This window comes from Pseudomonas turukhanskensis (genome assembly GCF_027922365.1).
In the GTDB taxonomy this organism is placed as follows: domain Bacteria; phylum Pseudomonadota; class Gammaproteobacteria; order Pseudomonadales; family Pseudomonadaceae; genus Aquipseudomonas; species Aquipseudomonas turukhanskensis.
The window spans coordinates 527,890-552,698 of record NZ_BSFN01000002.1; the positions used below are offsets into that span (position 1 = coordinate 527,890).

Genomic DNA, 24,809 nt, shown 5'->3' on the forward strand with positions numbered 1-24,809 from the left:
GGAGGGGAGAACTTTTGCGCAAGACCCGAGTCTATCTTGGCAAGTCGATTAACTTGCTGGAACGGCATTCTCTCCGAACTCAATTGAGGAGTGTTCATGCTTACCCAGGAAGATGATCAGCAGTTGGTCGAGCGGGTGCAGCGTGGCGACAAGCGAGCTTTTGATCTGTTGGTGCTGAAGTATCAGCACAAGATTCTCGGGTTGATAGTGCGTTTTGTGCACGATCCTCATGAAGCTCAGGATGTTGCCCAGGAAGCGTTTATCAAAGCTTTCCGTGCACTGGCTAACTTTCGCGGTGACAGCGCCTTTTATACATGGCTGTACCGCATCGCCATCAACACGGCGAAGAATCATTTGGTATCGCGCGGTCGGCGACCACCGGAAAGTGATGTAAGCGCTGAAGACGCGGAGTTCTACGAAGGCGATCACGCACTCAAGGACATCGAATCTCCAGAGCGGTTGATGCTACGCGATGAGATTGAAAACGCGGTGCATCGAACCATTGAACAATTGCCGGAAGATTTGCGCACTGCGCTAACTTTGCGGGAGTTCGATGGTCTTAGTTATGAAGACATTGCCAGTGTCATGCAATGTCCAGTAGGTACCGTGCGGTCGCGGATTTTCCGCGCTCGTGAGGCCATTGATAAGGTCCTGCAACCTTTGTTGCAGGGAGCCTGAGATAGCGGCGCTAGCCAAGAGAGGAATCGCCATGAGTCGTGAAGCCCTGCAAGAATCGTTGTCCGCCATTATGGATAACGAGGCGGACGAGTTGGAGCTGCGCCGTGTGCTCAGCGCCAGCGATGACGCGCAATTGCGCTCGACTTGGGCGCGCTATCAAGTAGCTCGCGCAGTGATACACAAAGATCTGCTGGTGCCCAAGTTGGATATTGCCGCAGCGGTGTCCAAGGCACTCGCCGACGAAGCCTCTCCGGTTGCCGCACCAGTGGCAGCGGTAGCGGGTCGCTGGCGGGGGTTGGGTCGTCTGGCGGTAGCTGCCTCGGTGACCCTGGCTGTTTTGGCCGGTGTGCGTTTGTACAACCAGGACGAAGTGATGGGCACGCAACTGGCCCAGAATAACGTGCAGCCGACCCTGCCAATGCCACAAGTGCAAGGCGCGGCGTTGCTGGCCGGTTACACCGAAAGCTCCGAGCCGGTTTCGGCTCAGCAGTCCAAGGCTGTTAGCCCGAGCCAACTGAATTGGCATGAGCAACGTTTGCCTGGTTATCTGCGCCAGCACGCGCAACAGGCGGCGATGAGTACTTCTGATGGTGTGTTGCCCTATGCGCGTGCCGCCAGTCTGGAAAACCGCTGAGGAGGATCATGCGCGGACTTTCCTACCTGTTGATGCTGGGTGGCGTACTGGCTCTGCCGGTACACGCCACCGACGCGCAAGATTGGCTGGGGCGCCTCGCCGAGGCGCAACAGCAACAGAGTTTCCACGGTACGTTCGTCTATGAACGTAACGGCAGTTTTTCCACCCATACGATCTGGCATCAGACTTCTGGTGATGCAGAAGTGCGCGAGCGCCTTTTGCAGCTCGATGGTCCGGTGCAGGAAGTGCTGCGGGTTAACGGCCGTACCGAGTGCGTAAGTGGCGGTTTGGCCGATCAGGTTGCGGGGGGGCAAAATTGGCCAGCTCGCACACTCGATGCCAAACAGCTCTCTGCCTGGTACGACTTGCGCGTCATAGGCGAGTCCCGCGTGGCGGGGCGCGAGGCCGTAGTGCTCGCGGTGTTGCCGCGTGATCAGCACCGGTATGGTTTCGAGTTGCACCTGGATCGCGAAACTGGCCTGCCACTCAAATCACTTCTTCTTAACGAGAAGGGGCAGCTGCTTGAGCGCTTCCAGTTTTCCAGTATCGACATGACTGCGCCGAGCGAGGCGGACCTCAAACCAGGGTCCACGTGCCAGCCTGTACGTTTTGTCGAAAGCAAATCGATCGATCCCAAGGCCTGGCATTCGGAATGGCTGCCGCCGGGGTTCGATTTGAACAGCGCCGTGGAGCGCCACAGTGTCGTGTCGTCCGAACCGGTCGCCTGCTTGATGTACGGTGATGGGCTGGCGCGTTTCTCTGTGTTTCTTGAGCCGCTTCACGGTGCCACTGTGGAGGACGCTCGAACCCAGTTGGGCCCAACCGTTGCTGTTTCCAAACGCGTCACCACCACTTCAGGAGATGTGATGGTGACCGTTATCGGTGAAATACCATTGGGTACGGCCGAACGGGTGGCGCTCTCGATGCGCGGCAGGGATATGCAGGCGGCGCAATAAGCCGTCGAATTTTTCATGCAGGCCCCTTTTTCGGGTTTTGCATGTTAGCCATAGAGTCGTATGCCGCGTTTTCTGAGTGCGGCAGTTCATGTGGTCTTTGCTTGTCCTTTATGGGAGCTGAAGTCGATGCTTAGCCTGAAATCTGGCTTATCTGCGTTTCTCACGTTGTTCTTACTGGGGCAGGCCGTAACTGCCCATGCCGAATTACCTGACTTCACCACTTTGGTTGAAGCCGCTGCCCCCGCTGTGGTGAACATCAGCACCACGCAAAAAGTGCCGGATCAGGTAGCTGGCAACTCGCAGTCGGGCATTCCGGACCTGGAAGGTTTGCCTCCAGGTTTTCGCGAGTTCTTCGAACGTAACATGCCACAGCAGCCGCGAAGCCCTCAGGGCCGACAGCAGCAGCGGGGCGCTCAGTCTTTGGGTTCGGGATTCATTATTTCCCCCGATGGTTATGTGCTAACCAATAATCACGTCGTGACCGGCGCTGATGAAATCATCGTGCGCCTGTCCGACCGTAGCGAGCTTAAAGCCAAACTGATCGGTGCTGATCCGCGTACTGACGTGGCGCTGTTGAAGGTTGAAGGTAAGAATCTTCCGGTTGTGAAGATCGGCAAGTCCGAAGATCTAAAAGTCGGTGCCTGGGTGCTAGCCATTGGTTCTCCGTTCGGTTTCGACCATTCGGCAACCGCCGGGATCGTCAGCGCGAAGGGTCGTAGCCTGCCAAACGAAAGCTACGTGCCGTTTATTCAGACGGATGTGGCGATCAACCCGGGTAACTCGGGCGGCCCGCTGTTCAACCTGAATGGCGAGGTGATCGGTATCAACTCGCAGATTTTCACCCGTTCCGGTGGCTTTATGGGCCTGTCTTTCGCCATTCCGATGGATGTGGCAATGGATGTGGCCAATCAGCTGAGAACTGAAGGCAAAGTCAGCCGTGGCTGGCTCGGTGTGGTGATTCAAGAAGTTAACAAAGACCTGGCCGAGTCCTTCGGTCTCGATAAGCCTGCAGGTGCGCTGGTCGCTCAGGTGATGGAAGGCGGCCCGGCTGCCAAAGGCGGTCTGCAAGTCGGTGACGTGATTCTGAACCTTAATGATCAGCCCATCATCATGTCGGCAGACTTGCCGCACCTGGTCGGTCGCATGAAGGCTGGCAGCAAGGCACAGTTGGAAGTCATCCGCGAGGGTTCGCGCAAGAAGTTGGAGCTGACAATCGGTAACCTGCCGGCCGAAGGTGACGAAGTGGCTGCCAATGGCGGAGGCGACTCAGCGGTTGAGCGCAACAGCAACCGCATGGGCGTTAAGGTCGCCGAGCTTAGCGCTGATGAGCGCAAGGCGCTGGATCTCAAAGGCGGCGTGGTAATCAAGGAAGTGCAGGATGGTCCTGCTGCACTGATCGGCCTGCGTCCTGGTGACGTTATCACTCACCTGAATAACCAGGCGATTGATTCGGCCAAAACCTTCACTCAGGTTGCTCAGGCGCTGCCGAAGAACCGTTCGGTGTCGATGCGCGTGCTGCGTGAGGGGCGTGCCAGCTTCATTACCTTCAAGTTGTCGGAATGACGGTTGATCGGTAATGCACGAAAGGGCGGTTTTTACCGCCCTTTTTCATGGGCGCCGCTCAGCGCTACGGGTGACGCCCGCGCCGTCGATCGGGTACACTTCCCGGCTATTTTTCGGCGGGCAGTCTGCCTGCGGCCTTTTTGAGTGTTGATCCGTGAGTGACCTGAGTCATATCCGTAATTTCTCCATCATCGCCCACATCGACCACGGCAAATCGACCCTGGCCGACCGTTTTATCCAGATGTGCGGCGGCCTGTCCGAACGCGAAATGGACGCCCAAGTGCTCGACTCCATGGATCTGGAGCGTGAGCGTGGCATCACCATCAAGGCCCATAGCGTCACCCTGCACTACAAAGCGCGGGACGGTAAAACCTATCAGTTGAACTTCATTGATACCCCTGGCCACGTGGACTTCACCTATGAAGTCAGCCGTTCGCTGGCGGCCTGTGAAGGTGCCCTGCTAGTGGTCGATGCGGGCCAAGGTGTGGAAGCGCAGTCGGTTGCCAACTGCTACACCGCCATCGAGCAGGGGCTGGAAGTCATGCCCGTGCTGAACAAGATGGACCTGCCGCAGGCCGATCCGGACCGCGTCAAAGAAGAAATCGAGAAAATCATCGGCATCGATGCCACCGACGCCGTGGCCTGCAGCGCCAAGAGCGGCATGGGCGTGGATGAAGTGCTTGAGCGCCTGGTGGCGACCATTCCAGCACCGACCGGCAATATCGAAGACCCGCTGCAAGCGCTGATCATCGACTCCTGGTTCGACAACTATCTGGGCGTAGTCTCGCTGGTGCGCGTGCGCCAGGGCTGCGTGAAGAAGGGCGACAAGATTCTGGTCAAGTCCACCGGCAAGATCCACCTGGTGGACAGCGTCGGTGTATTCACCCCGAAACACACCGCCACCGTTGACCTGAAAGCGGGCGAAGTGGGCTTTATCATCGCCAGCATCAAGGACATTCACGGTGCGCCAGTGGGTGACACCCTGACCTTGAGCTCCACCCCCGACGTGGACGTGCTGCCAGGTTTCAAGCGTATTCAGCCACAGGTTTACGCCGGTCTGTTCCCGGTCAGCTCCGATGACTTCGAGGATTTCCGCGAAGCCTTGCAGAAGCTGACCCTCAACGACTCGTCTCTGCAATACCTGCCCGAAAGCTCTGATGCTCTGGGCTTCGGCTTCCGTTGCGGCTTCCTCGGCATGCTGCACATGGAAATCATCCAGGAGCGCCTGGAGCGCGAGTACGACCTGGACCTGATCACCACTGCGCCAACGGTAATCTTCGAATTGCTGTTGAAGAATGGTGAAACCATCTACGTCGACAACCCGTCGAAGTTGCCGGATCTGTCGGCCATCGAGGACATGCGCGAGCCTATCGTGCGCGCCAATATCCTGGTGCCGCAGGAACACCTGGGCAACGTCATCACCCTGTGTATCGAAAAACGCGGCGTTCAGCGCGACATGCTGTTTTTGGGTACCCAGGTTCAGGTCAGCTATGACCTGCCGATGAACGAAGTGGTGTTGGACTTCTTCGACCGTTTGAAGTCCACCAGCCGCGGTTATGCGTCGCTGGATTACCACTTTGACCGCTATCAGTCGGCCAATCTGGTGAAGCTGGATGTACTGATCAACGGTGACAAGGTCGACGCCCTGGCGCTGATCGTGCACCGCGACAACGCGCACTATAAAGGCCGCGCGTTGACCGAAAAAATGAAAGAGTTGATTCCGCGGCAGATGTTCGATGTGGCGATTCAGGCTGCTATCGGCGGGCAGATCGTGGCCCGCACCACCGTCAAGGCGCTGCGCAAGAACGTATTGGCCAAGTGCTACGGCGGTGACGTCAGCCGTAAGCGCAAGCTGCTCGAAAAGCAGAAAGCCGGTAAAAAACGGATGAAGCAAGTCGGCAACGTGGAAATTCCACAAGAAGCCTTCCTTGCAGTGCTCAGGTTGGATGGTTAATACCTATGTCCTTCAATTTTCCGCTGTTGTTGGTGATCGCCGTAGCTGTTTGCGGCGTCTTGGCTTTGATTGACCTGGTGCTGCTGGCGCCGCGCCGTCGCGCTGCTGTGGTCGCCTACACGGGGCAAGTGAGCGAGGCGGATCAGACTGTCGTCGATCAGCTCAACCGCGAGCCCTTGCTGGTGGAATACGGCAAATCGTTCTTTCCGGTGCTGGCGATCGTGCTGGTGCTGCGCTCGTTTCTGGTTGAGCCCTTTCAGATTCCGTCTGGCTCGATGAAGCCGACGCTGGAAGTAGGCGACTTCATTCTGGTGAACAAGTTTGCCTACGGCATTCGCCTGCCGGTGCTCGATACCAAGGTCATTGAAGTCGGTGACCCGCAGCGCGGCGACGTGATGGTGTTCCGTTACCCAAGCGAGCCGACCATCAACTACATCAAGCGTGTCGTCGGCCTGCCAGGCGACAAGATTCGTTACACCGCGGACAAGCAATTGTTCGTCAACGGTGAATCGGTGGCCAAGAAGCTGCTGGGTGAAGAGCCAGGTTCGCTGGGCAGCGCCACGCTGTATCAGGAAAAACTTGGCGCCGTGGAGCACCTGATCCGCATCGAGATGACCCGCTACCGCGCCGACCCTGGCAACGAGTGGACAGTGCCAGCCGGGCACTACTTCATGATGGGCGACAACCGCGACAACTCCAATGACAGCCGCTACTGGAACGACCCGAACATTCCAAAAGAGCTGCTGGGCATGGTGCCGGACAAGAATATCGTCGGCAAAGCCTTCGCCGTGTGGTTGAGCTGGGCCGATCCGAAAATGCGCAACGTGCCGACTCTGTCACGGGTAGGCCTGATTCACTGATCCGTCGGCGCTGTTAAAACCAGCGCCGCGCGCTATATATAGTCAGGCCCGCAGAGGCCACGACTTAATAAAACACTGACACTGAGGTCAAACATGACGTTTGCGCGTTCGCAAAAGGGTATGTCGTTGCTGGGTTGGATGGTCACCTTGGCCGTGGTGGCATTTTTCGCCTCCACCGCATTCAAGATGTTCCCGCACTACATGGACAATGCCGCATTGGATAAAGCCATTATGGCGGTCGAGACTGACAAGGCCGCTGATGTCCGCACAGTGCCGGACTTCTATGCCTACATCACCAAAGCCATGACCGTTAACTCGGTTGAAAAGCTGGACTTGCGTGAGGCGATGGAGGTCAAGCTGGATAACGGTGAGTTCCAGGTACACCTACAGTACGAACGTCGTGAACCGCTCATCAAGAACCTCGACCTTGTCGCCCGTTTCGACAAAGAATTCCGCGTGCGTATGCCGTGAGTGCAGCACTGAGTCGTTTAGAGCGTCAGCTCGGTTATAGCTTCAAAGACCAGGATCTGATGATCCTGGCCCTCACTCACCGCAGCTTTGCCGGGCGTAACAATGAGCGCCTGGAGTTTCTCGGTGATGCCATCCTCAACTTCGTAGCCGGTGAAGCGCTGTTCGAGCGCTTCCCGCAGGCGCGCGAAGGCCAGTTGTCGCGGTTGCGCGCGCGCCTGGTGAAAGGTGAGACCCTGGCCATTCTGGCCCGCGGCTTCGACTTGGGCGAATACCTGCGTTTGGGCTCCGGTGAGCTGAAGAGTGGCGGTTTTCGCCGTGAGTCGATCCTCGCCGATGCCCTCGAAGCGCTGATTGGCGCCATTTACCTGGATGCCGGCATGGAAGCGGCGCGCGAGCGAGTGCTGGCGTGGCTAAGCTCTGAGTTGGACGGTCTGACATTGGTCGACACCAACAAAGACCCGAAAACCCGCCTGCAGGAGTTTCTGCAGTCGCGCGGCTGCGAACTGCCGCGCTACGAAGTGGTGGATATCCAGGGCGACCCGCACTGCCGAATTTTCGTCGTCGAGTGCCAGATCACCTTATTGAATGACAAGACCATAGGGCAGGGCGCCAGCCGCCGCATCGCCGAACAGGTGGCCGCTGCGGCCGCCCTGATTGCCCTTGGCGTGGAGAATGGCCATGACTGATTCAACCGCAACACGCTGTGGCTATGTCGCCATCGTCGGCCGCCCCAACGTGGGCAAGTCGACGCTGCTTAACCACATCCTCGGCCAGAAGCTGGCGATCACTTCGCGCAAGCCGCAAACCACCCGCCACAACATGCTGGGCATCAAGACTGAAGGGCCGATCCAGGCCATCTATGTCGACACCCCCGGCATGCATAAGAACGGCGAGAAAGCCCTCAACCGCTACATGAACAAGACCGCCTCGGCCGCCCTCAAGGACGTCGACGTGGTGATTTTCGTGGTGGAGCGCACCCGCTGGACCGACGAAGACCAGATGGTGCTCGAACGCGTGCAGTACGTGCAGGGCCCGGTGATTCTGGCGATCAACAAGACTGACCGCATCGAAGACAAATCCGAGCTGATGCCGCACCTGGAATGGCTGCAAACCCAGTTGCCCAATGCCGAGATCGTGCCGATTTCCGCCCAGCACGGCCACAACCTCGATGCGCTGGAAGGCTTGATCAACAAGCACTTGCCGGAAAACGATCACTTCTTCCCCGAAGACCAGATCACCGACCGCAGCAGCCGCTTTCTGGCCGCCGAACTGGTACGCGAAAAAATCATGCGCCAGCTGGGCGCAGAGCTGCCGTACCAGATCACCGTCGAAATCGAAGAGTTCAAGCAGCAGGGCAAAACCCTGCATATCCATGCCCTGATTCTTGTTGAGCGTGACGGCCAGAAGAAAATCATCATTGGCGACAAGGGTGAGCGCATCAAGCGCATCGGCATGGATGCACGCAAAGACATGGAAGTGCTGTTCGACTCCAAGGTCATGCTTAACCTCTGGGTGAAAGTCAAAGGCGGCTGGTCCGACGACGAACGCGCCCTGCGTTCCCTGGGTTACGCCGACCTCTAAGCCCCGAGCCCTCCATGCAAAACAGCGCGCAGCCGGCTTTTATCCTGCATAGCCGGGCCTACCGCGAAAGCAGCGCGCTGGTGGATTTCCTCACCCCCCAAGGTCGTTTGCGCGCGGTATTGCGCGGTGCGCGCGGCAAGGCCGGCACGCTGGCGCGGCCGTTCGTGCCGGTGGAAGTCGAATTTCGCGGGCGCGGCGAGCTGAAAAACGTCGGCCGCCTCGAAGCCGCCGGCATTCCCCGATGGTTGCATGGCGAGGCGCTGTTCAGTGGCCTGTACCTCAACGAACTGATTCTGCGCCTGCTGCCTGCCGAAGACCCCCATCCCGTGCTGTTCGACCACTACGCCGCCACCCTGGAAGCGCTGGCTGCCGGCCGCGCCCTGGAGCCTTTGCTGCGCGCATTCGAATGGCGCCTGCTGGACGAGCTGGGGTATGGTTTTGCCCTTGCCGAAGACCTGCACGGTCAGCCGGTAGTCGTCGGCCAGCTGTACCGGCTGTTGCCCGATTCGGGCCTGGAACCGGTGCACCTGCTGCAACCCGGGCTGTTTCAGGGCGCCGAGTTGCTGGCCATGGCCGAGGCCGACTGGACCGCGCCGGGTGCGCTATCGGCCGCCAAACGCCTGATGCGCCAGGCCCTTGCCCCCCATTTAGGCGGCCGACCGCTGGTTAGCCGCGAACTGTTCATGACCTTGAAGGAGCCACCCCGTGACTGACGCCAATCGCATTCTGTTGGGCGTGAATATCGACCATGTCGCCACCCTGCGTCAGGCCCGAGGCACCCGCTATCCCGACCCGGTGAAAGCCGCGCTGGACGCCGAAGAAGCGGGCGCCGACGGCATTACCGTACACCTGCGCGAAGACCGCCGGCACATCCAGGAGCGCGACGTGCTGTTGCTCAAGGACGTGCTGCAAACGCGCATGAACTTTGAGATGGGCGTGACCGAAGAGATGCTCACCTTCGCCGAACGCATTCGCCCGGCGCATATTTGCCTGGTGCCGGAAACCCGCCAGGAACTGACCACCGAAGGCGGTCTGGATGTGGCCGGGCAAGAAGCGCGCATCCAGGCAGCGGTGGAGCGCCTGGCGCGTCTGGGCTGTGAGGTGTCGTTGTTTATCGACGCCGATGAGCGCCAGATAGAAGCGTCACGTCGCGTGGGCGCGCCGGCTATCGAACTGCACACTGGCCGGTATGCCGACGCGCATACCCCCGGTGAAACCGCTGAAGAGCTCAAGCGTATTGCCGATGGCGTGGCATTTGGTTTGGCCCAGGGGCTGATCGTCAACGCCGGCCACGGTTTGCACTACCATAATGTGGAAGCGGTGGCGGCGATCAAGGGAATCAACGAGCTGAACATCGGTCATGCGCTGGTGGCGCATGCGTTGTTCGTAGGCTTTAAATCGGCAGTGGCCGAGATGAAACAGCTGATCCTCGCCGCATCCAATCGCTGATCGTAGGGCGAATACCCGCTACGCGGGTATCCGCCGATACACGGTTTCCCCTGAGATCGCTGCGGCGGATATCGCCGGTGGCGATATTCGCCCTACGCCTTTTTTGAAACGTCTATTACTTGCGGGCGGTAATCACCGCCCGCATCGGCGCCGGCAGGCCTTCCACGGTTTTGCTGTGGTCATCCGGGTCGAGAAAGTGGCTCAAGGATTGATAGCGCATCCACTCGGTGCTGCGCTGTTCTTCCACGCTGGTCACGCTTACATCCACGCAGCGCACATCGGTAAACCCGGCGCGGCGCAGCCACAATTCCAGGGCCGGCACCGACGGCAGGAACCACACGTTGCGCATCTGCGCATAACGGTCTTGCGGCACCAGCACCTGATTGACGTCGCCTTCGATTACCAATGTTTCCAGCACCAGTTCGCCGCCTTTTACCAGGCAGTCCTTGAGCGCCAGCAGGTGCTCGATCGGCGAACGGCGGTGGTAAAACACGCCCATGGAAAACACCGTGTCAAAACCTTCCAGGCCCGCCGGCAAGTCTTCCAGAGCAAAGGGCAGGTGCCAGGCGCGCAGCTGCGGCAGGTAGCGTTGCACCGCCTGGAACTGGCAGAAGAACAGCCAGTTGGGGTCGATGCCGATCACGCTGTCAGCGCCGGCACCGAGCATGCGCCATTGGTAGTAGCCATTGCCGCAACCCACGTCCAGCACCCGCTTGCCGCGCAAGTCCAGGTGCGGCGATACCCGCGACCATTTCCAGTCCGAGCGCCATTCGGTGTCCACGTGCACGCCAAATAGGTCGAACGGGCCTTTGCGCCACGGCGACAGTCCCATCAGCGCCTGGCGCATTTGCGCGCGTGTTTGGTCGTCGCAATCGCTGTCGAGCAGCAGGCCGTTCTGCAGGTCCACCGTGGTTGGCAGCAGCGCGGGCAGGGCCTCCAGCGCGCCTTGCCAGCGCTCAAGGTCGCCGTGACCTTTGTCCATCTTGGTGTCGAGTTGCGCTTGCAGGCCATTGGCCCAGTTGGCCAGGGGCGTGCCCGCCAGATGGCGGACCAGGGGCGATAAATCAATCATGGCAGGGCAATCAGTGAAGCGAAGTTCAGGCACTGGAACCACGGCACTACCTTGCTGAAGCCAGCGGCCAGCAGGCGTTCGCGGTGTTGTTCAAGGCTGTCGGGTTTCATCACGTTTTCGATGGCGTTGCGCTTCTGGGCAATTTCCAGCTCGCTGTAGCCGTTGGCGCGTTTGAAGGCCACGTGCAGGTCGGTCAACAGCTCGTGTTCCTGTTCATCCTCGAACCGCAGCTTTTCCGAAAGAATCAGCGCGCCGCCGGGCAGCAGCGCCTGGCGAATCGCCGTGAGCAATTCCAGGCGTTGCGGTGGCTGGATAAATTGCAGGGTGAAGTTCAGCGCCACGAAAGACGTCGGCTGCAGGTGCAGCCCGAGGATATCGGCCTCGACCACCTCGACCGGCAGCAGCTCCTGAAACATCGAGTCTTGCGCATGCAGGTATTCGCTGCAACGCTCCACCATGGCGCTGGAGTTATCCACCGCAATCACCCGGCAGTCGCCGCAGCTCACGTGGCGCCGCAGCGCCTGGGTGACCGCACCTAGCGAACTGCCCAGGTCGTAGAGCACGCTATGGGGCTGAGCGAATTGCGCGGCCAGCACGCCAATGTTCTCGACAATGGTCGGGTAGCCGGGCACCGACCGTTTGATCATGTCCGGAAACACCCGGGCCACGGCTTCATTGAAGGTGAAGTCGGGCACGGTGGGCAGAGGCACTGCAAAGAGACGATCGGGTTCCTGGCTCACGGTGGCTACGCTTGGCTCAAAAGGGCGCCATTTTAACCAGCTACGGGCACGCCGCCAGCCCCTGGCGACTCAACGGTTGCCGGTCGATGCAGAGCCGAGGCGGTAATGCCCCATTGGCCCAGCCAATAGGTAAGGATGATGGCGTAGTGCGCGCCGGCGAACGGGGTGACGAAACGGTTAATGCCGATCAGGCTATCGGACAGCACAAACAGCGCCGCGCCCGTTGCGGCCAGCCACGCCGATTGCCGGCTGATATGCACTGCACCGACACGTGCCCAGGCCCGCCAGAGCATGGCCGTGATGGTCAGCGCATACAGCGCCACGGGAATCAGCAAATCGCCTAGCCCTGCGCTGGCCAGGGTGGCGAACATGCTGCCGCCGGCGAGGAGTGCAAACACCAAGGCCTTGGGCGCCAACCGGCGGCTGTCGCCCAGATACGCCACCAGGTAGGCGAGATGCCCCAGCAGAAAGGCGCCCAGACCAAACACAAACATCTGCGGCGACCATTGCAGCAGCATGTCGCCGAGCAGGGAGAAGACCAGCCCGACGGCGATCCAGCGGCGGTAGGGGCCAGTTTCAGCACCGGATAACCAGCCGAGCAGGGCCAGCACCGGCAGCGGTTTGGCAAGCAGGCACAGCAGAGGCATTTGCGCATAAATGCCGTACAGAAAAGCCAGGGTGCCCGGCAGGGCGAGAGCGAACCAGCGCATACACAGTCCTTGTTAGCGTTTTTGTGCAGGCCACTATGCCGATGCCTGGCGGCAAACCCCAGGCGTGGTGCGCCAGCCACAGGCTCTTATTGCGCCGCATTCAGGGATAAAAACACGAACGTAGGAGCGGCTTCAGCCGCGATGCTCTTGATCTTGAAAAGCATCGCGGCTGAAGCCGCTCTTACAAAAGCAGAGGGTAAAACGGTTATTTAACGGTAATCGCGCAATCGAACAGTTCCGCCGGCGCCACTTCCGGCTCCCACGGGCGGTGATAGGCCATCAGCAGTTCGCCCGTGCCAGGCTCGGTGGCCTGAAAGCGCCAGGTGGAAATGCCGGCGCCGCCCACCACGCCGACATCTTCCGGATTGCTGTACACCTCCGGGCTCAGCACGCGCAGCACATTGCTGGCGGCGTCCTTGGTCTGCCAGCGAAAACCGGTGGTGGGGTTGCTGCTCAGGGTAACGATCAGTTGCTGACCGGGGTGCAGCACGGCCGGGCAGTCGCTCGATTTATCCACTTGTACGGCGACATTCTTGCCGGGTTGCTGGGCGCAGGCCGCCAACAGGGCGATGCCTAGGGGGAGAAGCAGGCGAGCAGCAGTCATGGAACCTTCCTGTCCAAAGGGGCGACGAGTGGCCGCAAGCATAGCGCCAAAAGCAGGATGTGTAAGGGCTTAAAGCATCGAGGCTGAAGCCTCTCTTACAGGCACGTGGGATCTCCTGTAGGAGAGGCGTCAGCCTCGAGAGGGCGATCTTCGTCAGATCAGAACAACACTTTCGCCACATCACTAAAGCGCTTGGCGAAGTGCACGGTAATTCCTTCCTTCAAGTACTCGGGCAGCTCGGTAAAGTCGCCCCGGTTGGCCTCCGGCAAAATCAGTTCGTAGATTTTCTGCCGCCGCGCTGCAATCACCTTTTCCCGCACACCGCCAATGGGCAGCACATGCCCGGTCAGGGTCAGCTCGCCGGTCATGGCCACGCCTTTTTTCGGCGCCTGGTTACGGGCGAGCGAAAGCAGGGCACTAGCCATGGTCACGCCGGCGCTCGGGCCGTCTTTGGGCGTGGCACCTTCAGGCACGTGCAGGTGCACGAAAGCCTGGTCGAAGAACGTTGGGTCGCCACGGAATTCCTTGAGGTGCGAGCTCACGTAGCTGTAGGCGATCTCGGCTGACTCCTTCATCACTTCGCCCAACTGCCCGGTCAGCTTGAAGCCGCGGTTCAGGGTGTGAATGCGCGTGGCCTCAATCGGCAAGGTCGCGCCGCCCATGCTGGTCCAGGCCAGCCCCGTGATTACGCCAATGCCTTCGAGCAATTGCTCGCGGCGGAACAGCGGCATGCCCAGGTAGGCTTCCAGGTCTTTCGGGCCGATCTTCAGTTTGCTGGTCGGGTCGCCCAGTAGTTTGACCACCGCCTTGCGCACCACTTTGCCCAGCTGTTTTTCTAACTGGCGCACCCCGGCTTCGCGGGCATAGCCCTCGATAATTGCCTTAAGTGCTGCATCGTTGATGCTCAGGCGCTGCTTGGGTACGCCGGCCTTTTCCAGCTGCTTGGGCCACAGGTGGCGCTTGGCGATGGCGAATTTCTCTTCGGCGATATAGCCGGCCAGGCGAATCACTTCCATGCGGTCGAGCAACGGCCCGGGAATGGAATCCAGGGTGTTGGCGGTGCACACAAACAGCACCTTGGACAGGTCCAGGCGCAGGTCCAGATAGTGGTCGAGGAATTCTGCGTTCTGCTCCGGGTCCAGGGTTTCCAGCAGCGCCGAGGCCGGGTCGCCCTGGTGGCTGGCGCCGAGCTTGTCGATCTCGTCGAGCATGATCACCGGGTTCATCACCTCGGTTTCTTTCAGCGCCTGCACCAGCTTGCCGGGCAGGGCGCCGATGTACGTGCGGCGGTGGCCTTTGATTTCCGCCTCATCGCGCATGCCTCCGACGCTGAAGCGATAGAACGGCCGCCCCAGGGTTTCGGCAATGGACTTGCCGATACTGGTTTTACCCACGCCCGGCGGGCCGACCAGCAGCACGATGGAGCCGGAAATTTCGCCCTTGAACGCACCGACGGCAAGGAATTCGAGAATGCGTTCCTTGATGTCATCCAGGCCCGCGTGCTGCTCATCCAGCACCCGCTGGGCATGCACCAGGTCGAGCTTGTCTTTGCCGTGCACGCCCCAGGGAATCATGGTCGCCCAGTCCAGGTAATTGCGGGTGACGGCATATTCCGGCGAGCCGGTTTCCAGAATCGACAGCTTGTTCATTTCCTCATCGATGCGTTTTTTCGCCTGGTCGGGCAGGGTTTTGCCCTCTAGGCGCTGCTCGAATTGTTCGAGGTCGGCGCTGCGGTCGTCTTTGGTCAGGCCCAGTTCCTGCTGGATCAGCTTGAGCTGCTCCTTGAGGAAGAACTCGCGCTGGTGCTCACCAATGGTGCGGTTCACCTCCGCCGACAGCTCGCTTTGCAGGCGCGCCACTTCCACTTCCTTGCGCAGCATGGGCAACACTTTTTCCATGCGCTGCAGCACCGGCACAGTGTCCAGCACCTCTTGCAGCTCCTTTGGCGGGGCGGTGGTGAGGGCCGCGGCGAAGTCGGTCAGCGGCGAGGGCTGGTTGGGGCTGAAGCGGTTGAGGTAGTTCTTCAGCTCTTCGCTGTACAAGGGGTTGAGCGGCAGCAGTTCCTTGATCGCATTGATCAGCGCCATGCCGTAGGCCTTGACCTCGTCGCGGCTGTCATCGGCGCTTGGCGGGTACTCCACTTCGGCCAGGTAGGGCGGCCGATGGCGCTTGAGCCAGCCACGGATCTTCACCCGTTGCAGGCCCTGGGCTACAAACTGCAGCTTGCCGTCCACCCGATTGGCCTGGTGAATTTTCACCAGGGTGCCGTGGGTGGGCAGGCTGTCGGTATCGAAATGACGGGGGTCGGTCACCGGCTGGTCGACATAGAACAGCGCCATGCTGTGGTGGTCGGTTTTGCCCACCAGCTCCAGGGTTTCGGTCCAGTGCTCTTCGTTGACGATAACCGGCAACACCTGCGCCGGAAAGAACGGCCGGTTGTGAATGGGGATGACATACAGGCGCTCGGGCGGGCGCTGATTGGGCAACGCCAGCGCGTGGGGCAGGTGAAGGCCCTCGGGCGTCAGCGTGTCTTCGTCGTCGATATCGGTAACGTGGTCGTTCATGCGGCACCTGTGGTCTCTACATGAGTACGTAGATGGGTCGGGTCACCAACTAATTCAATGGCAATCTCATTGCCTGCAATGCGATGCACAAAAATGGCGCACGCCCGTCGGCCCTAACTGGGAAATGACCGGTCGTTCCCGTACCATGCGCGCTCCTTTTTACCCGCCTGCCGCCATGCTTGAAGCCCGCCTGCTGCGCCTCGACGACCAGACCCACGAACACGCCCACGATCACCATCAACTGGTGCTGTCGCTGGCTGGCCGTGCGGAATTCGAGGTCAACGGTCGCGGTGGCGAAGTGTGCCGCATGCGCGCTGTGCTGGTGCCGGGTGATGCCGAGCATCAGTTCGCCGGGGTCGGCGACAACCGCATGCTGATCATCGACCTGGATGAGCAGGATAGTTCGGCGGACGACCTCGAGCTGCTCGCTCGTCTGTTCGACATGCCGCGTTACCCGGCGCTCGATGCCGATTTCCAGAACCTGTTGAGCTATGCCGGCGCCGAACTGGCCCGTTACGGCAGTGACACCCAGCTCGCCCGTTCCCTCAGCGGTGTGTTGCTGCGCGCCTTGCACGTGCGCCTGTTCGGCGAACGCCAACCGCGCACGGTGGGGCCGCTGAATGTGGAGCGTCTGGATGCCTATATCGATCAACACCTGGCGCGGCGTATCAGCGTGGCGGAGCTGGCGCACGTGGCCTGCCTGAGCCCCAGTCATTTCCACGTGCAGTTCAAGGACAGCCTGGGCCTGACCCCGCACCAATACCTGCTGAAAATTCGCCTCGACCGTGCCTCGCGTCTGCTGCGCGAAAGCACCCTGCCGCTGATTCGTATCGCCGAAGAATGCGGCTTCTCCAGCCAGAGCGCGCTGACCACTGCCATGCGCCGCTACCTGGGCCTTACCCCCAAACGCCTGCGCGCCGTTCAGTAGCCAGCGCCGCTGTCTCATTGCCGAGACTGGGCCTTCGGCATTTCCCGACTATATTTCCCCTAGACCGCCGGTTTTCTGATGCGGTAGTGCAATGATGGCCACGTGCCATATTTTTGGGGTGAACATCGCTGGCCAATCCGATAGTCTGCTTATCCAGCGCAGGTATTCGAGTTCTCCGGATAGCTGTTCAGCGCGCTAAACCGCAGGTTTCCTGCACCCGACAAGGTCGTTGATATGCCTGTATCGCTTCGTCTGCGTTTGCTCGTAAGCCTTGCCGTCTGTGTGGTGTTCACCAGTTGTTCGGTCGGCGCAGCCCAGTTTCAAGCCAAGATGGTCGATGCCCAAGGCAAACCCATAGAAGGGGCCGTGGTCACCTTGCAAGGGCCCATCGGCGCCGAGATGCCGGCGCAAACGGCGATCATGGATCAGGTGCAAAAGCAGTTCGCCCCACAGGTGCTGGCCGTGCACACCAGCACCAAGGTGACGTTCCCTAATAGCGACAATATCCGCCATCACGTCTACTCCTTCTCGCCCGCCAAGCGCTTCGAACTGCGCCTGTACGAAGGCACGCCGTCTGAGCCCATCACCTTCGACAAACCGGGCGTGGTGGTGCTGGGCTGCAATATCCATGACTGGATGGTGGGCTATATCTACGTCACCGATGACCCCTGGTTTGCCACCAGCGATGCGAGCGGCGTGGCCACGCTGCAACTGCCTGCCGGGAAATACAACGTCACCCTCTGGCACCCGAAAAGCCCCGACCTGCTGCCACAAAAAGGCGGCGAGCTGACGCTCTCCGACCAGGGCGCCAGCCAGCAGTACGTTGTCAACGTCACCGAAGACGCCGAGGAGCGCGCGGAAGTCTATGCGCCGAAACCGTCCGCCTTTGGCGACGCATTCAAGAAGGCCGCGAGTGAAACCAAGCAATAGCTTCCAGTCGCGCGTTGCCGGCGTTCTGATCCTGCTGCTGTTGGTGGTGATCGGCAGCCTGTACTTCGCGGTAAAAGTGGCCACCGCCGACGCGGTGAAAAAGCAGGCCAGCGAGCAGCTGGAAGTCGGCGTGCGGGTGTTCGAGCGCCTGCTCGATGTGCGCAGCCGGCAGATCCGCGACGCGGTTCAGGTGCTCTCTTCAGACTTTGGTTTCAAAGACGCCGTGGCCAGCGGCGACACCGCCACCATCAGCTCGGTGCTGGCCAACCACGGCAAGCGCATTGATGCCACCGAAGTGCTGCTGCTCGGGTTGGACGGCACCATTACCGCCACGGCAGCCGATGCATCGCCCGCCAACAGCCAGGACGCCTTCAAGCCAGGCACGCCGTTCCGCTACGCCGCGGAGCTGGCCGAAGCGCGGCGTTCCGGGCAGTCAGCGCTGATCGTCTCGATCAACCACGAACCCCATCTGTTGGTCGAAGCCCAGATACTGGCGCCTATTCCCATTGCCCGCGTGGTGATGGGCTTTCGCATGGACCAGGCGCTGGCCAACGAATTGCGTTCACTGACCAACCTCGACGTGTCCTTTCTGGCCATCGAGGACAACACCCCCGGCCGCCTGATCAGCACCCTGAGCGCCGACCAGGAAGCGGAAATGATGGCCGCCAACCTGCAACGCGAGCGCACCACCACGCTCAAGGAGTTCGAGTTTTCCGGCAAGCGCTATCTGAACGAGCAACTGGTGTTGGCCAATGGCACTCGCTATCAAGTGCAGGCGTTTTTGCACAGCTCGCTCGAAGAGGCCCTGGTGGCATTCAAGCCGTTGGACCAACGGGTGCTGCTCATTGCCTTGTGCGCGTTGGTCGCCTCCCTGGTGGGCGCCCTGTTGCTGGCTCGCAGCATTTCCCGCCCGGTTCGCGAGCTGGCGCGGGTGGCCGAACGGGTGGGGCAGGGCGACTACCAAGGCACGCTCGAGCTCAAGCGCAGCGATGAACTGGGGGTGCTGGCCAAAACGTTTCAGCAAATGCAGAGCGACCTCGCCGAACGCGAGCGGCAACTGGCCCACAACGCGCTACACGATGGCCTGACCGGCTTGCCCAACCGCACCCTGGCCATCGAACGGCTGGGTAGCTCGATCACCGCCGAGCGGCCGGTGGCGCTGCTGAATCTGGGTATCGGCAATTTTCGCTCGTTGAATGAAACCTGCGGGCCGGGCGGCGGCGACCTGGCGTTGCAACAGATCAGCCGGCGCCTGCAGGCCATTCTGCGTCCCGGCGATAGCCTGGCGCGGCTGTTCGCCGACGAGTTTCTGCTGATGATCGATGGCAGCGACCGCGACAGTGCCGTGGCCACTGCCGACCAACTCCAGCAACTGTTGATCAAGCCGCTGCGGGTTGGCATCCACGACATTGCGCTGGACTGCTCCATTGGTATTGCCGCCTACCCGCAAGACGGCGCCACCCCGGACGAACTGCTGCGCCGCGCCAACCTGGCCATGCGCGACGCCGCGCAGTCGCCGGGCCGGCTGCAGCTTTACCAACACGGCCGCGAAGACGACCACGACCGACAGATCAATCTGATTCGCGACCTGCGCCGCGCAGCCGAGAACAACGAGCTGGTGCTGCACTACCAGCCCAAACTCAATATCAACGAAGGCCATGTGCGCCAGGCCGAAGCCCTGCTGCGCTGGCAGCACCCGCAATACGGCATGGTCTCGCCCGGCGAATTCATTCCCCTGGCCGAACGCACCGGTAGCATTCAGGGCCTGACCGCCTGGGTGATCGAAGAAGTGCTGCGCCAATTGCGCGAATGGAACCAGCGTGGCCTGCGGGTATTGATGTCGCTGAATATCTCCGCCGAGGACCTGCACGACATCGGCATTGCCACCCGCGTCAGCCGCCTGCTCACCCACTATGCGGTGCCGGCCGAGCAACTGATTTTCGAGATCACCGAAAGCGCTGTGATGCAGAACCCGGAAACCGCCCTCAAGGTGCTGCACAGCCTGCGCGCCTGCGGCATCAGCCTGTCGGTAGACGACTTCGGTACGGGCTATTCGTCCCTGGCCCAGCTCAAACGCATGCCGGTGCAGGAACTGAAGATCGACCAATCCTTTGTGCGTGACCTGGACGATGCCAGCGAAGACTCGGTGATCGTGCGGTCCACCATCGAAATGAGCCACAGCCTGGGGCTGAAAGTGGTGGCCGAGGGCGTGGAATTCGAACGCAGCCTGCGCCTGCTGGAAAGATGGCAGTGCGATACGGCGCAAGGCTATCTGATCAGTCGACCACTGACCGCCAGCGCCTTTGAGGCCTGGGTGGGGCAGCCGTTGCGGGCCAATCTGGCAATGCTGCACTAGCTATCGTAGGTCCTGTAGGAGCGGTTTTAGCCGCGATGCCTTTGCTTTCAAGAGCATCGCGGCCACCGCCGCTCCTAAAGAAACAAAACAGGGAAGATGGGATGAACACGACCTTTAGCGCACTCACTCTCGGGCTTGGCCTGACCGTTGCCAGCGCGGCAGCACTGGCCGACAACGGTCGCCTGCTGGCCACCGGTGGCGCCAGCAGCATCAATGGCGCGGCCGGGGGCGGCATCACCCCGTGGGCTGTGCTGGCCGGCTATGGCGAGCAGGGCGAGTGGGGCGGCAATGCCTTTGTCACCCGCGTGGAAACCGGCGATTACCGCTTGGACGTGGCCGGTGGCGCGGTGTCGTACGGCAACCGTATCGAGCTGTCCTATGCCCGCCAGCGCTTCGACCTCGGCACCCTGGCACGCGACCTCAGCCTGCCGGGTAACACCCTGAGCCAGGACATTTTCGGCCTCAAGGTGCGCCTGTTCGGTGACTTGATCTACGACCAACTGCCCCAAGTGTCGCTGGGCATCGAACACAAACGGCAGAAAGACTTCTTCGTGCCCAACGCCGTAGGGGCCAAGCGCGATGAAGACACCGAAGGTTATATCGCCGCCAGCCGCCTGTTTTTGGGTGGCGCCTTTGGCTACAACCTGCTGGTCAACGGCGGCCTGCGCTACAGCCGCGCCAATGAACTGGGCCTGCTCGGCTTTGGCGGCGACCGCCGCGATACCCGCAGCGTATTGAAAGAAGGCTCGGTGGCGGTGCTGTTCAACCCGCGCTGGGCCGTGGGTGTGGAGTACCGCGAGAAACCCGACAACCTCAACTTCGCCGGCGAAAGCGACTGGGCGGATGTATTCGTCGGCTACTTCCCCAACAAACACCTGTCCATCGTGCTGGCTTACGCCCGCCTGGGCGAGATCGCCACCCTGGACAACCAGGACGGCGCTTACCTGTCCATTCAAGGGAGTTTCTGAGCATGCGCCTGCTGATCAGCCTGCTGCTGGCGCTGGGCCTTGCCGCCTGCGCCCAGCAACCGCCCAAGGACGACAGCCTGTATCGCGACCTGGGCGAACGCGAAGGCATCACCCGTATCGTGGAAGGCATGTTGATCAACATCGCCAAAGACCCGCGCATCGTCGAGCACTTCGTCAATGTCGACATCGAACGCCTGCGCGACAAGCTGGTGGAGCAGTTTTGCGTTGAAGCCGGCGGGCCCTGCACCTACACCGGCGCCACGATGGAGGAAAGCCACAAGGGCCAGAAGCTGACCCGCAGCGACTTCAACGCGCTGGTGGAAGACCTGCAGGATGCGATGGACGCAGAAGGGGTGCCGCAGCCGGCGCAGAATCGGTTACTGGCGAGGTTGGCGCCGATGCGGGGGCAGGTGATCGAGAAATAGCGTCGGTGTTTGGTCTTGCCGCCGTTTTTTGCGCGCAGGTGGGGGGGGCTAGAGTTTTTCAGGAAGCGGTGCATGTCGCGGCATTCTGGATCCCGGCCTGCGCCGGGATGACGGTGGTGTGTGCAGAAAACCCTGTCGCCTCCGCGCTGGTGGGGATCCGGGGTTTTTCAGGAGCCGGTGCATGTCGCGGCATTCTGGATCCCGGCCTGCGCCGGGATGACGGTGGTGTGTGTAGAAATCTCTGTCGTCTCTTCGCTGGTGGGGATCCGGGGTTTTTCAGGAGTTGGTGCATGTCGCAGCAGTCTGGATCCCGGCCTGCGCCGGGATGACGGTGGTGTGTGTAGAAATCTCTGTCGTCTCTTCGCTGGAGGGGATCCGGGGTTTTTCAGGAGTCGGTGCATGTCGCGGCATTCTGGATCCCGGCCTGCGCCGGGATGACGGTGGGCTGTTTAAATACCTCGGTCATTCCTGTGGCGGATCCAGGGTTTTTCAGGAAACGGCGCATGTCACGGCATTCTGGATCCCTGCCTGCGCAGGGATGACGGTGGTCTGTGGAATAACTTCCGTCATCCCGGCGCAGGCCGGGATCCAGAATGTTGAGGGGGACACTTCTTTCGGGGAAAACCGGCCCCCTATTTCACTACGACGATACGGGTTTGCGCCCTGCATGCCGCCACCAGCAAGCCGCGCAAGAAGTTCCCGTCCCCGTAGTTTTCAACAAAAACTCCATAGTATTTCGCAAGAACCCCCCGCACCCAGCTACTACATTCCGTGCTCCGCTTTTTCGCTCAACCGCACGTTATTCGCGGCATCCATGGGGTTGGACTACACCCATGGTAGGACCGAGCGTATGTTCATGTGGGTAGTAGCCGTACTGGCTGTCTAGCCCGTGTTTAAGTGAGTGCCACAAGCACCGCTGGTATACCTTCGAAAGCCCAACGACGAATGCGGTTATCGCCAGCATTCGCATAACAACAAGTAAGAGAGATCTGCTTATGACTGCCAGCACTCCCATGCTGATCACCTTTGTGGTGTACATCGCCGCCATGGTTCTGATCGGCCTGTTCGCCTATCTGCGCACCAACAACCTCTCCGATTACATTCTCGGTGGCCGTAGCCTCGGGAGTTTCGTTACCGCCTTGTCGGCCGGTGCTTCGGACATGTCCGGCTGGCTGCTGATGGGCCTGCCAGGCGCCATCTATATGTCCGGCCTGTCGGAAAGCTGGATTGCCATCGGCCTGATCGTCGGTGCCTACCTCAACTGGCTGTTCGTCGCCGGCCGTCTGCGCGTGCAGACCGAGCACAACGGTAACGCCTTGACCCTGCCGGACTACTTCACCAACCGCTTCGAAGACACAAGCAAAGTGCTGCGCATTCTCTCGGCGCTGGTGATTCTGCTGTTCTTCACCATTTACTGCGCCTCGGGCGTGGTAGCCGGTGCCCGTCTGTTCGAAAGCACCTTCGGCATGTCCTACCAGACTGCGCTGTGGGCCGGTGCTGCCGCGACCATCGCCTACACCTTCGTGGGTGGCTTTTTGGCCGTGAGCTGGACCGACACCGTGCAGGCCTCCTTGATGATCTTCGCCCTGATCCTCACCCCGATTGTGGTGATGCTGGCCACCGGTGGCATCGACCCCACCTTCGCTGCCATCGAGATGAAAGACGCCGCCAACTTCGACATGCTCAAGGGCGCAAGCTTCATCGGCGTGATCTCCCTGATGGGCTGGGGCTTGGGCTACTTCGGCCAGCCGCACATCCTGGCGCGCTTCATGGCCGCTGATTCGGTGAAATCGATTCCGGCTGCTCGCCGTATTTCCATGACCTGGATGGTGCTGTGCCTGGGTGGCGCGGTCGCGGTGGGTTTCTTCGGCATTGCCTACTTCTCCGCGCACCCGGAACTGGCTGGCCCGGTTACCGAGAACCCCGAGCGGGTGTTTATCGAACTGGCCAAAATCCTGTTCAACCCCTGGGTTGCCGGTGTGTTGCTCTCGGCCATTCTGGCCGCGGTGATGAGCACCTTGAGCTGCCAGTTGCTGGTGTGCTCCAGCGCCCTGACCGAAGACTTCTACAAATCCTTCCTGCGTAAAAATGCGTCGCAGAAAGAACTGGTATGGGTCGGTCGCGCCATGGTGTTGCTCGTAGCGGTTGTGGCAATTGCCATTGCGGCGAACCCGGACAGCAAGGTGCTGGGCCTGGTGTCCTACGCCTGGGCCGGCTTTGGTGCCGCATTTGGTCCGGTGGTATTGATTTCCCTGATCTGGAAAAACATGACCCGCAACGGCGCACTGGCTGGCATGTTAGTCGGCGCCCTGACTGTGATTCTGTGGAAGAACTTCCTCAATCACCTGGGCCTGTACGAAATCATTCCGGGCTTTATCTTTGCCTCCATCGCCATCCTGGTATTCAGCAAGATTGGCCAAGGGCCGTCGGCGAGTATGCTGGCGCGGTTTGAGAAGGCTGAGCGGGAATATCAGGACGCCTGATAGGTGCTCGATTTACAGTGTTTTTAGTGCTTTTTGCCGGCCCTTAGTGGGCCGGTTTTTTTTGGTTTGTGTTGGTCTTCATTGGCGCGTTTGCTGGGCGTTTGTTTCGCGCCTTACGCGCGAGTTTCTTTTTCCAGTCGATGAAAAAGAAACCAAAAAATCTCGCCCCCACCTTGGGTTTTCACTGCGTGAAAACTTCCCTTGTTACATCGCCGCTCCGCGGGCACGCCACGACGGGCCGTCCCTGGCCCATCGTGACTCTCGCGGCATCCATGCCGCTCAACCCCCTCCACGACGACTCCACTCGGCCTGCGCTCAAGGGGCGGGTAGATCAAGATCAAAAGCCAGATCAAAAGCAGATCAAGATCCACGGCCCCTCACCCCAGCCCTCTCCCGCAAGCGGGAGAGGGGGCTGTTTTTCATAGGAGCCAGGGGGCGGCCATCCGATTGCTGGCGAAGCCTTGAGAAGGTAATTCCAAACCTGCGTTTGCAGGATTCGCTAGCAAGCTAGCTCCTACAAGATCAAACGCGTTCGCCGCCCTACGTCACTCCTCTCCCGCGTGCGGGAGAGGGGCTGGGGGTGAGGGGCCGTTGATCTGGCTTTTGATCTACCGCTTGTGATCTACCCGCCCCTTCAGCCCGGCCCGTGGAGCAACGGCGGAGGGAGGGAAGTTTTCACACAGTGAAAACCCCAGGTAGGGGCAAGATTTTTTGGTTTCTTTTTTATGGTGCGGCATTCCGACGACTGGAAAAAGAAACTCGCGCGTAAGGCGCGAAACAAAACGTCGGGACTGTCAGATTTTTTGTGTGCGGGCCGGTAACGGCCTGCCGTTAGGCAGGCCATGCTTTTACCAGGTTGGCCTGATAAATCGATCTCCGTACA

At 60.4% G+C, this 24,809-nt stretch carries 23 protein-coding genes; 17 read left to right on the plus strand and 6 right to left on the minus strand.

The features are described from left to right. Positions 1-96: 96 nt before the first annotated feature. From rpoE to pdxJ, 11 genes are all read left to right on the plus strand, one after another. On the plus strand, positions 97-678 hold the full coding sequence (rpoE, locus tag PKE98_RS06225; protein ID WP_108095477.1) for an RNA polymerase sigma factor RpoE/AlgU: 582 nt from the start codon (positions 97-99) through the stop codon (positions 676-678). A gap of 31 nt (positions 679-709) precedes the next feature. After that, on the plus strand, positions 710-1,312 hold the full coding sequence (locus PKE98_RS06230; RefSeq protein ID WP_271194396.1) for a sigma-E factor negative regulatory protein: 603 nt from the start codon (positions 710-712) through the stop codon (positions 1,310-1,312). A gap of 8 nt (positions 1,313-1,320) precedes the next feature. Continuing rightward, positions 1,321-2,268: a MucB/RseB C-terminal domain-containing protein gene (locus tag PKE98_RS06235; protein ID WP_271194397.1), complete on the plus strand. Its 948-nt coding sequence runs from the start codon at positions 1,321-1,323 to the stop codon at positions 2,266-2,268. Between the two features lie 126 nt (positions 2,269-2,394). Next, positions 2,395-3,831: a DegQ family serine endoprotease gene (locus PKE98_RS06240; protein WP_271194398.1), complete on the plus strand. Its 1,437-nt coding sequence runs from the start codon at positions 2,395-2,397 to the stop codon at positions 3,829-3,831. Between the two features lie 154 nt (positions 3,832-3,985). Further along, positions 3,986-5,785: a translation elongation factor 4 gene (lepA, locus tag PKE98_RS06245; protein ID WP_271194399.1), complete on the plus strand. Its 1,800-nt coding sequence runs from the start codon at positions 3,986-3,988 to the stop codon at positions 5,783-5,785. A 5-nt stretch (positions 5,786-5,790) separates the two neighbouring features. Next, the gene (gene lepB / locus PKE98_RS06250; RefSeq protein ID WP_271194400.1) at positions 5,791-6,645 is read left to right on the plus strand and encodes a signal peptidase I; all 855 of its coding nucleotides are present in this window, start codon (positions 5,791-5,793) and stop codon (positions 6,643-6,645) included. A gap of 93 nt (positions 6,646-6,738) precedes the next feature. Beyond that, positions 6,739-7,116, plus strand: a complete 378-nt coding sequence (locus tag PKE98_RS06255) for a DUF4845 domain-containing protein (RefSeq protein WP_271194401.1) — start codon at positions 6,739-6,741, stop codon at positions 7,114-7,116. Beyond that, positions 7,113-7,802, plus strand: coding sequence for a ribonuclease III (rnc, locus tag PKE98_RS06260; protein WP_271194402.1), 690 nt, complete (start codon positions 7,113-7,115; stop codon positions 7,800-7,802). The genes PKE98_RS06255 and rnc overlap by 4 nt, the downstream gene beginning before the upstream one ends. Continuing rightward, positions 7,795-8,697, plus strand: coding sequence for a GTPase Era (era, locus tag PKE98_RS06265; protein WP_271194403.1), 903 nt, complete (start codon positions 7,795-7,797; stop codon positions 8,695-8,697). Before rnc ends, era begins: the two co-directional genes overlap by 8 nt. 14 nt (positions 8,698-8,711) lie before the next feature. Beyond that, a complete protein-coding gene (gene recO, locus PKE98_RS06270; RefSeq protein ID WP_271194404.1) occupies positions 8,712-9,410 on the plus strand; it encodes a DNA repair protein RecO in 699 nt (232 codons plus the stop codon). Beyond that, on the plus strand, positions 9,403-10,146 hold the full coding sequence (pdxJ, locus tag PKE98_RS06275) for a pyridoxine 5'-phosphate synthase (RefSeq protein WP_271194405.1): 744 nt from the start codon (positions 9,403-9,405) through the stop codon (positions 10,144-10,146). Before recO ends, pdxJ begins: the two co-directional genes overlap by 8 nt. Before the next feature lie 115 nt (positions 10,147-10,261). Here the strand turns inward: pdxJ and cmoB are convergent, their stop codons facing one another. From cmoB to lon, 5 genes are all read right to left on the minus strand, one after another. Continuing rightward, positions 10,262-11,218, minus strand: coding sequence for a tRNA 5-methoxyuridine(34)/uridine 5-oxyacetic acid(34) synthase CmoB (gene cmoB, locus PKE98_RS06280; protein ID WP_271194406.1), 957 nt, complete (start codon positions 11,216-11,218; stop codon positions 10,262-10,264). Next, complete coding sequence (gene cmoA, locus PKE98_RS06285; protein WP_271194407.1) at positions 11,215-11,958, minus strand: carboxy-S-adenosyl-L-methionine synthase CmoA; 744 nt, start codon at positions 11,956-11,958, stop codon at positions 11,215-11,217. Before cmoA ends, cmoB begins: the two co-directional genes overlap by 4 nt. Before the next feature lie 32 nt (positions 11,959-11,990). Next, complete coding sequence (locus tag PKE98_RS06290; protein WP_271194408.1) at positions 11,991-12,668, minus strand: lysoplasmalogenase; 678 nt, start codon at positions 12,666-12,668, stop codon at positions 11,991-11,993. A 205-nt stretch (positions 12,669-12,873) separates the two neighbouring features. Next, the gene (locus tag PKE98_RS06295; RefSeq protein WP_271194409.1) at positions 12,874-13,272 is read right to left on the minus strand and encodes a protease inhibitor I42 family protein; all 399 of its coding nucleotides are present in this window, start codon (positions 13,270-13,272) and stop codon (positions 12,874-12,876) included. 158 nt (positions 13,273-13,430) lie between these two features. Continuing rightward, entirely contained in the window at positions 13,431-15,836 is a 2,406-nt protein-coding gene (gene lon, locus PKE98_RS06300) for an endopeptidase La (protein WP_373877812.1), read from the minus strand. 175 nt (positions 15,837-16,011) lie between these two features. Between lon and PKE98_RS06305 the strand changes: the two genes are divergently transcribed. The 6 genes from PKE98_RS06305 (at position 16,012) to putP (ending at position 23,926) form a co-directional block, all read left to right on the plus strand. Then, on the plus strand, positions 16,012-16,764 hold the full coding sequence (locus tag PKE98_RS06305; protein WP_271194432.1) for a helix-turn-helix domain-containing protein: 753 nt from the start codon (positions 16,012-16,014) through the stop codon (positions 16,762-16,764). Positions 16,765-16,998: 234 nt separating this feature from the next. Next, positions 16,999-17,694 (plus strand): methylamine utilization protein, encoded by a 696-nt coding sequence (locus PKE98_RS06310; protein WP_271194410.1) that lies wholly within the window; start codon positions 16,999-17,001, stop codon positions 17,692-17,694. After that, positions 17,678-20,050, plus strand: coding sequence for a putative bifunctional diguanylate cyclase/phosphodiesterase (locus PKE98_RS06315; protein ID WP_271194411.1), 2,373 nt, complete (start codon positions 17,678-17,680; stop codon positions 20,048-20,050). The genes PKE98_RS06310 and PKE98_RS06315 overlap by 17 nt, the downstream gene beginning before the upstream one ends. A 101-nt stretch (positions 20,051-20,151) precedes the next feature. Beyond that, positions 20,152-21,018, plus strand: coding sequence for a DUF3034 family protein (locus PKE98_RS06320; RefSeq protein WP_271194412.1), 867 nt, complete (start codon positions 20,152-20,154; stop codon positions 21,016-21,018). Between the two features lie 2 nt (positions 21,019-21,020). Next, on the plus strand, positions 21,021-21,443 hold the full coding sequence (locus PKE98_RS06325) for a group I truncated hemoglobin (protein ID WP_271194413.1): 423 nt from the start codon (positions 21,021-21,023) through the stop codon (positions 21,441-21,443). 995 nt (positions 21,444-22,438) lie between these two features. Further along, on the plus strand, positions 22,439-23,926 hold the full coding sequence (gene putP, locus PKE98_RS06330; protein ID WP_271194414.1) for a sodium/proline symporter PutP: 1,488 nt from the start codon (positions 22,439-22,441) through the stop codon (positions 23,924-23,926). Between the two features lie 634 nt (positions 23,927-24,560). Here putP and PKE98_RS06335 read toward each other — a convergent pair. After that, the coding region (locus PKE98_RS06335; RefSeq protein WP_271194415.1) for a hypothetical protein at positions 24,561-24,809 on the minus strand (249 nt) is incomplete at its 5' end.

Bases quoted from the DNA above. Each gene is read 5' to 3' on its own strand.
- rpoE (WP_108095477.1), top strand. From the start codon at position 97: ATGCTTACCCAGGAAGATGATCAGCAGTTGGTCGAGCGGGTGCAGCGT.
- PKE98_RS06230 (WP_271194396.1), top strand. From the start codon at position 710: ATGAGTCGTGAAGCCCTGCAAGAATCGTTGTCCGCCATTATGGATAAC.
- PKE98_RS06235 (WP_271194397.1), top strand. From the start codon at position 1,321: ATGCGCGGACTTTCCTACCTGTTGATGCTGGGTGGCGTACTGGCTCTG.
- PKE98_RS06240 (WP_271194398.1), top strand. From the start codon at position 2,395: ATGCTTAGCCTGAAATCTGGCTTATCTGCGTTTCTCACGTTGTTCTTA.
- lepB (WP_271194400.1), top strand. From the start codon at position 5,791: ATGTCCTTCAATTTTCCGCTGTTGTTGGTGATCGCCGTAGCTGTTTGC.
- PKE98_RS06255 (WP_271194401.1), top strand. From the start codon at position 6,739: ATGACGTTTGCGCGTTCGCAAAAGGGTATGTCGTTGCTGGGTTGGATG.
- era (WP_271194403.1), top strand. From the start codon at position 7,795: ATGACTGATTCAACCGCAACACGCTGTGGCTATGTCGCCATCGTCGGC.
- recO (WP_271194404.1), top strand. From the start codon at position 8,712: ATGCAAAACAGCGCGCAGCCGGCTTTTATCCTGCATAGCCGGGCCTAC.
- cmoB (WP_271194406.1), bottom strand. From the start codon at position 11,218: ATGATTGATTTATCGCCCCTGGTCCGCCATCTGGCGGGCACGCCCCTG.
- PKE98_RS06290 (WP_271194408.1), bottom strand. From the start codon at position 12,668: ATGCGCTGGTTCGCTCTCGCCCTGCCGGGCACCCTGGCTTTTCTGTAC.
- PKE98_RS06295 (WP_271194409.1), bottom strand. From the start codon at position 13,272: ATGACTGCTGCTCGCCTGCTTCTCCCCCTAGGCATCGCCCTGTTGGCG.
- lon (WP_373877812.1), bottom strand. From the start codon at position 15,836: ATGAACGACCACGTTACCGATATCGACGACGAAGACACGCTGACGCCC.
- PKE98_RS06305 (WP_271194432.1), top strand. From the start codon at position 16,012: ATGCTTGAAGCCCGCCTGCTGCGCCTCGACGACCAGACCCACGAACAC.
- PKE98_RS06310 (WP_271194410.1), top strand. From the start codon at position 16,999: ATGCCTGTATCGCTTCGTCTGCGTTTGCTCGTAAGCCTTGCCGTCTGT.
- PKE98_RS06320 (WP_271194412.1), top strand. From the start codon at position 20,152: ATGAACACGACCTTTAGCGCACTCACTCTCGGGCTTGGCCTGACCGTT.
- PKE98_RS06325 (WP_271194413.1), top strand. From the start codon at position 21,021: ATGCGCCTGCTGATCAGCCTGCTGCTGGCGCTGGGCCTTGCCGCCTGC.
- putP (WP_271194414.1), top strand. From the start codon at position 22,439: ATGACTGCCAGCACTCCCATGCTGATCACCTTTGTGGTGTACATCGCC.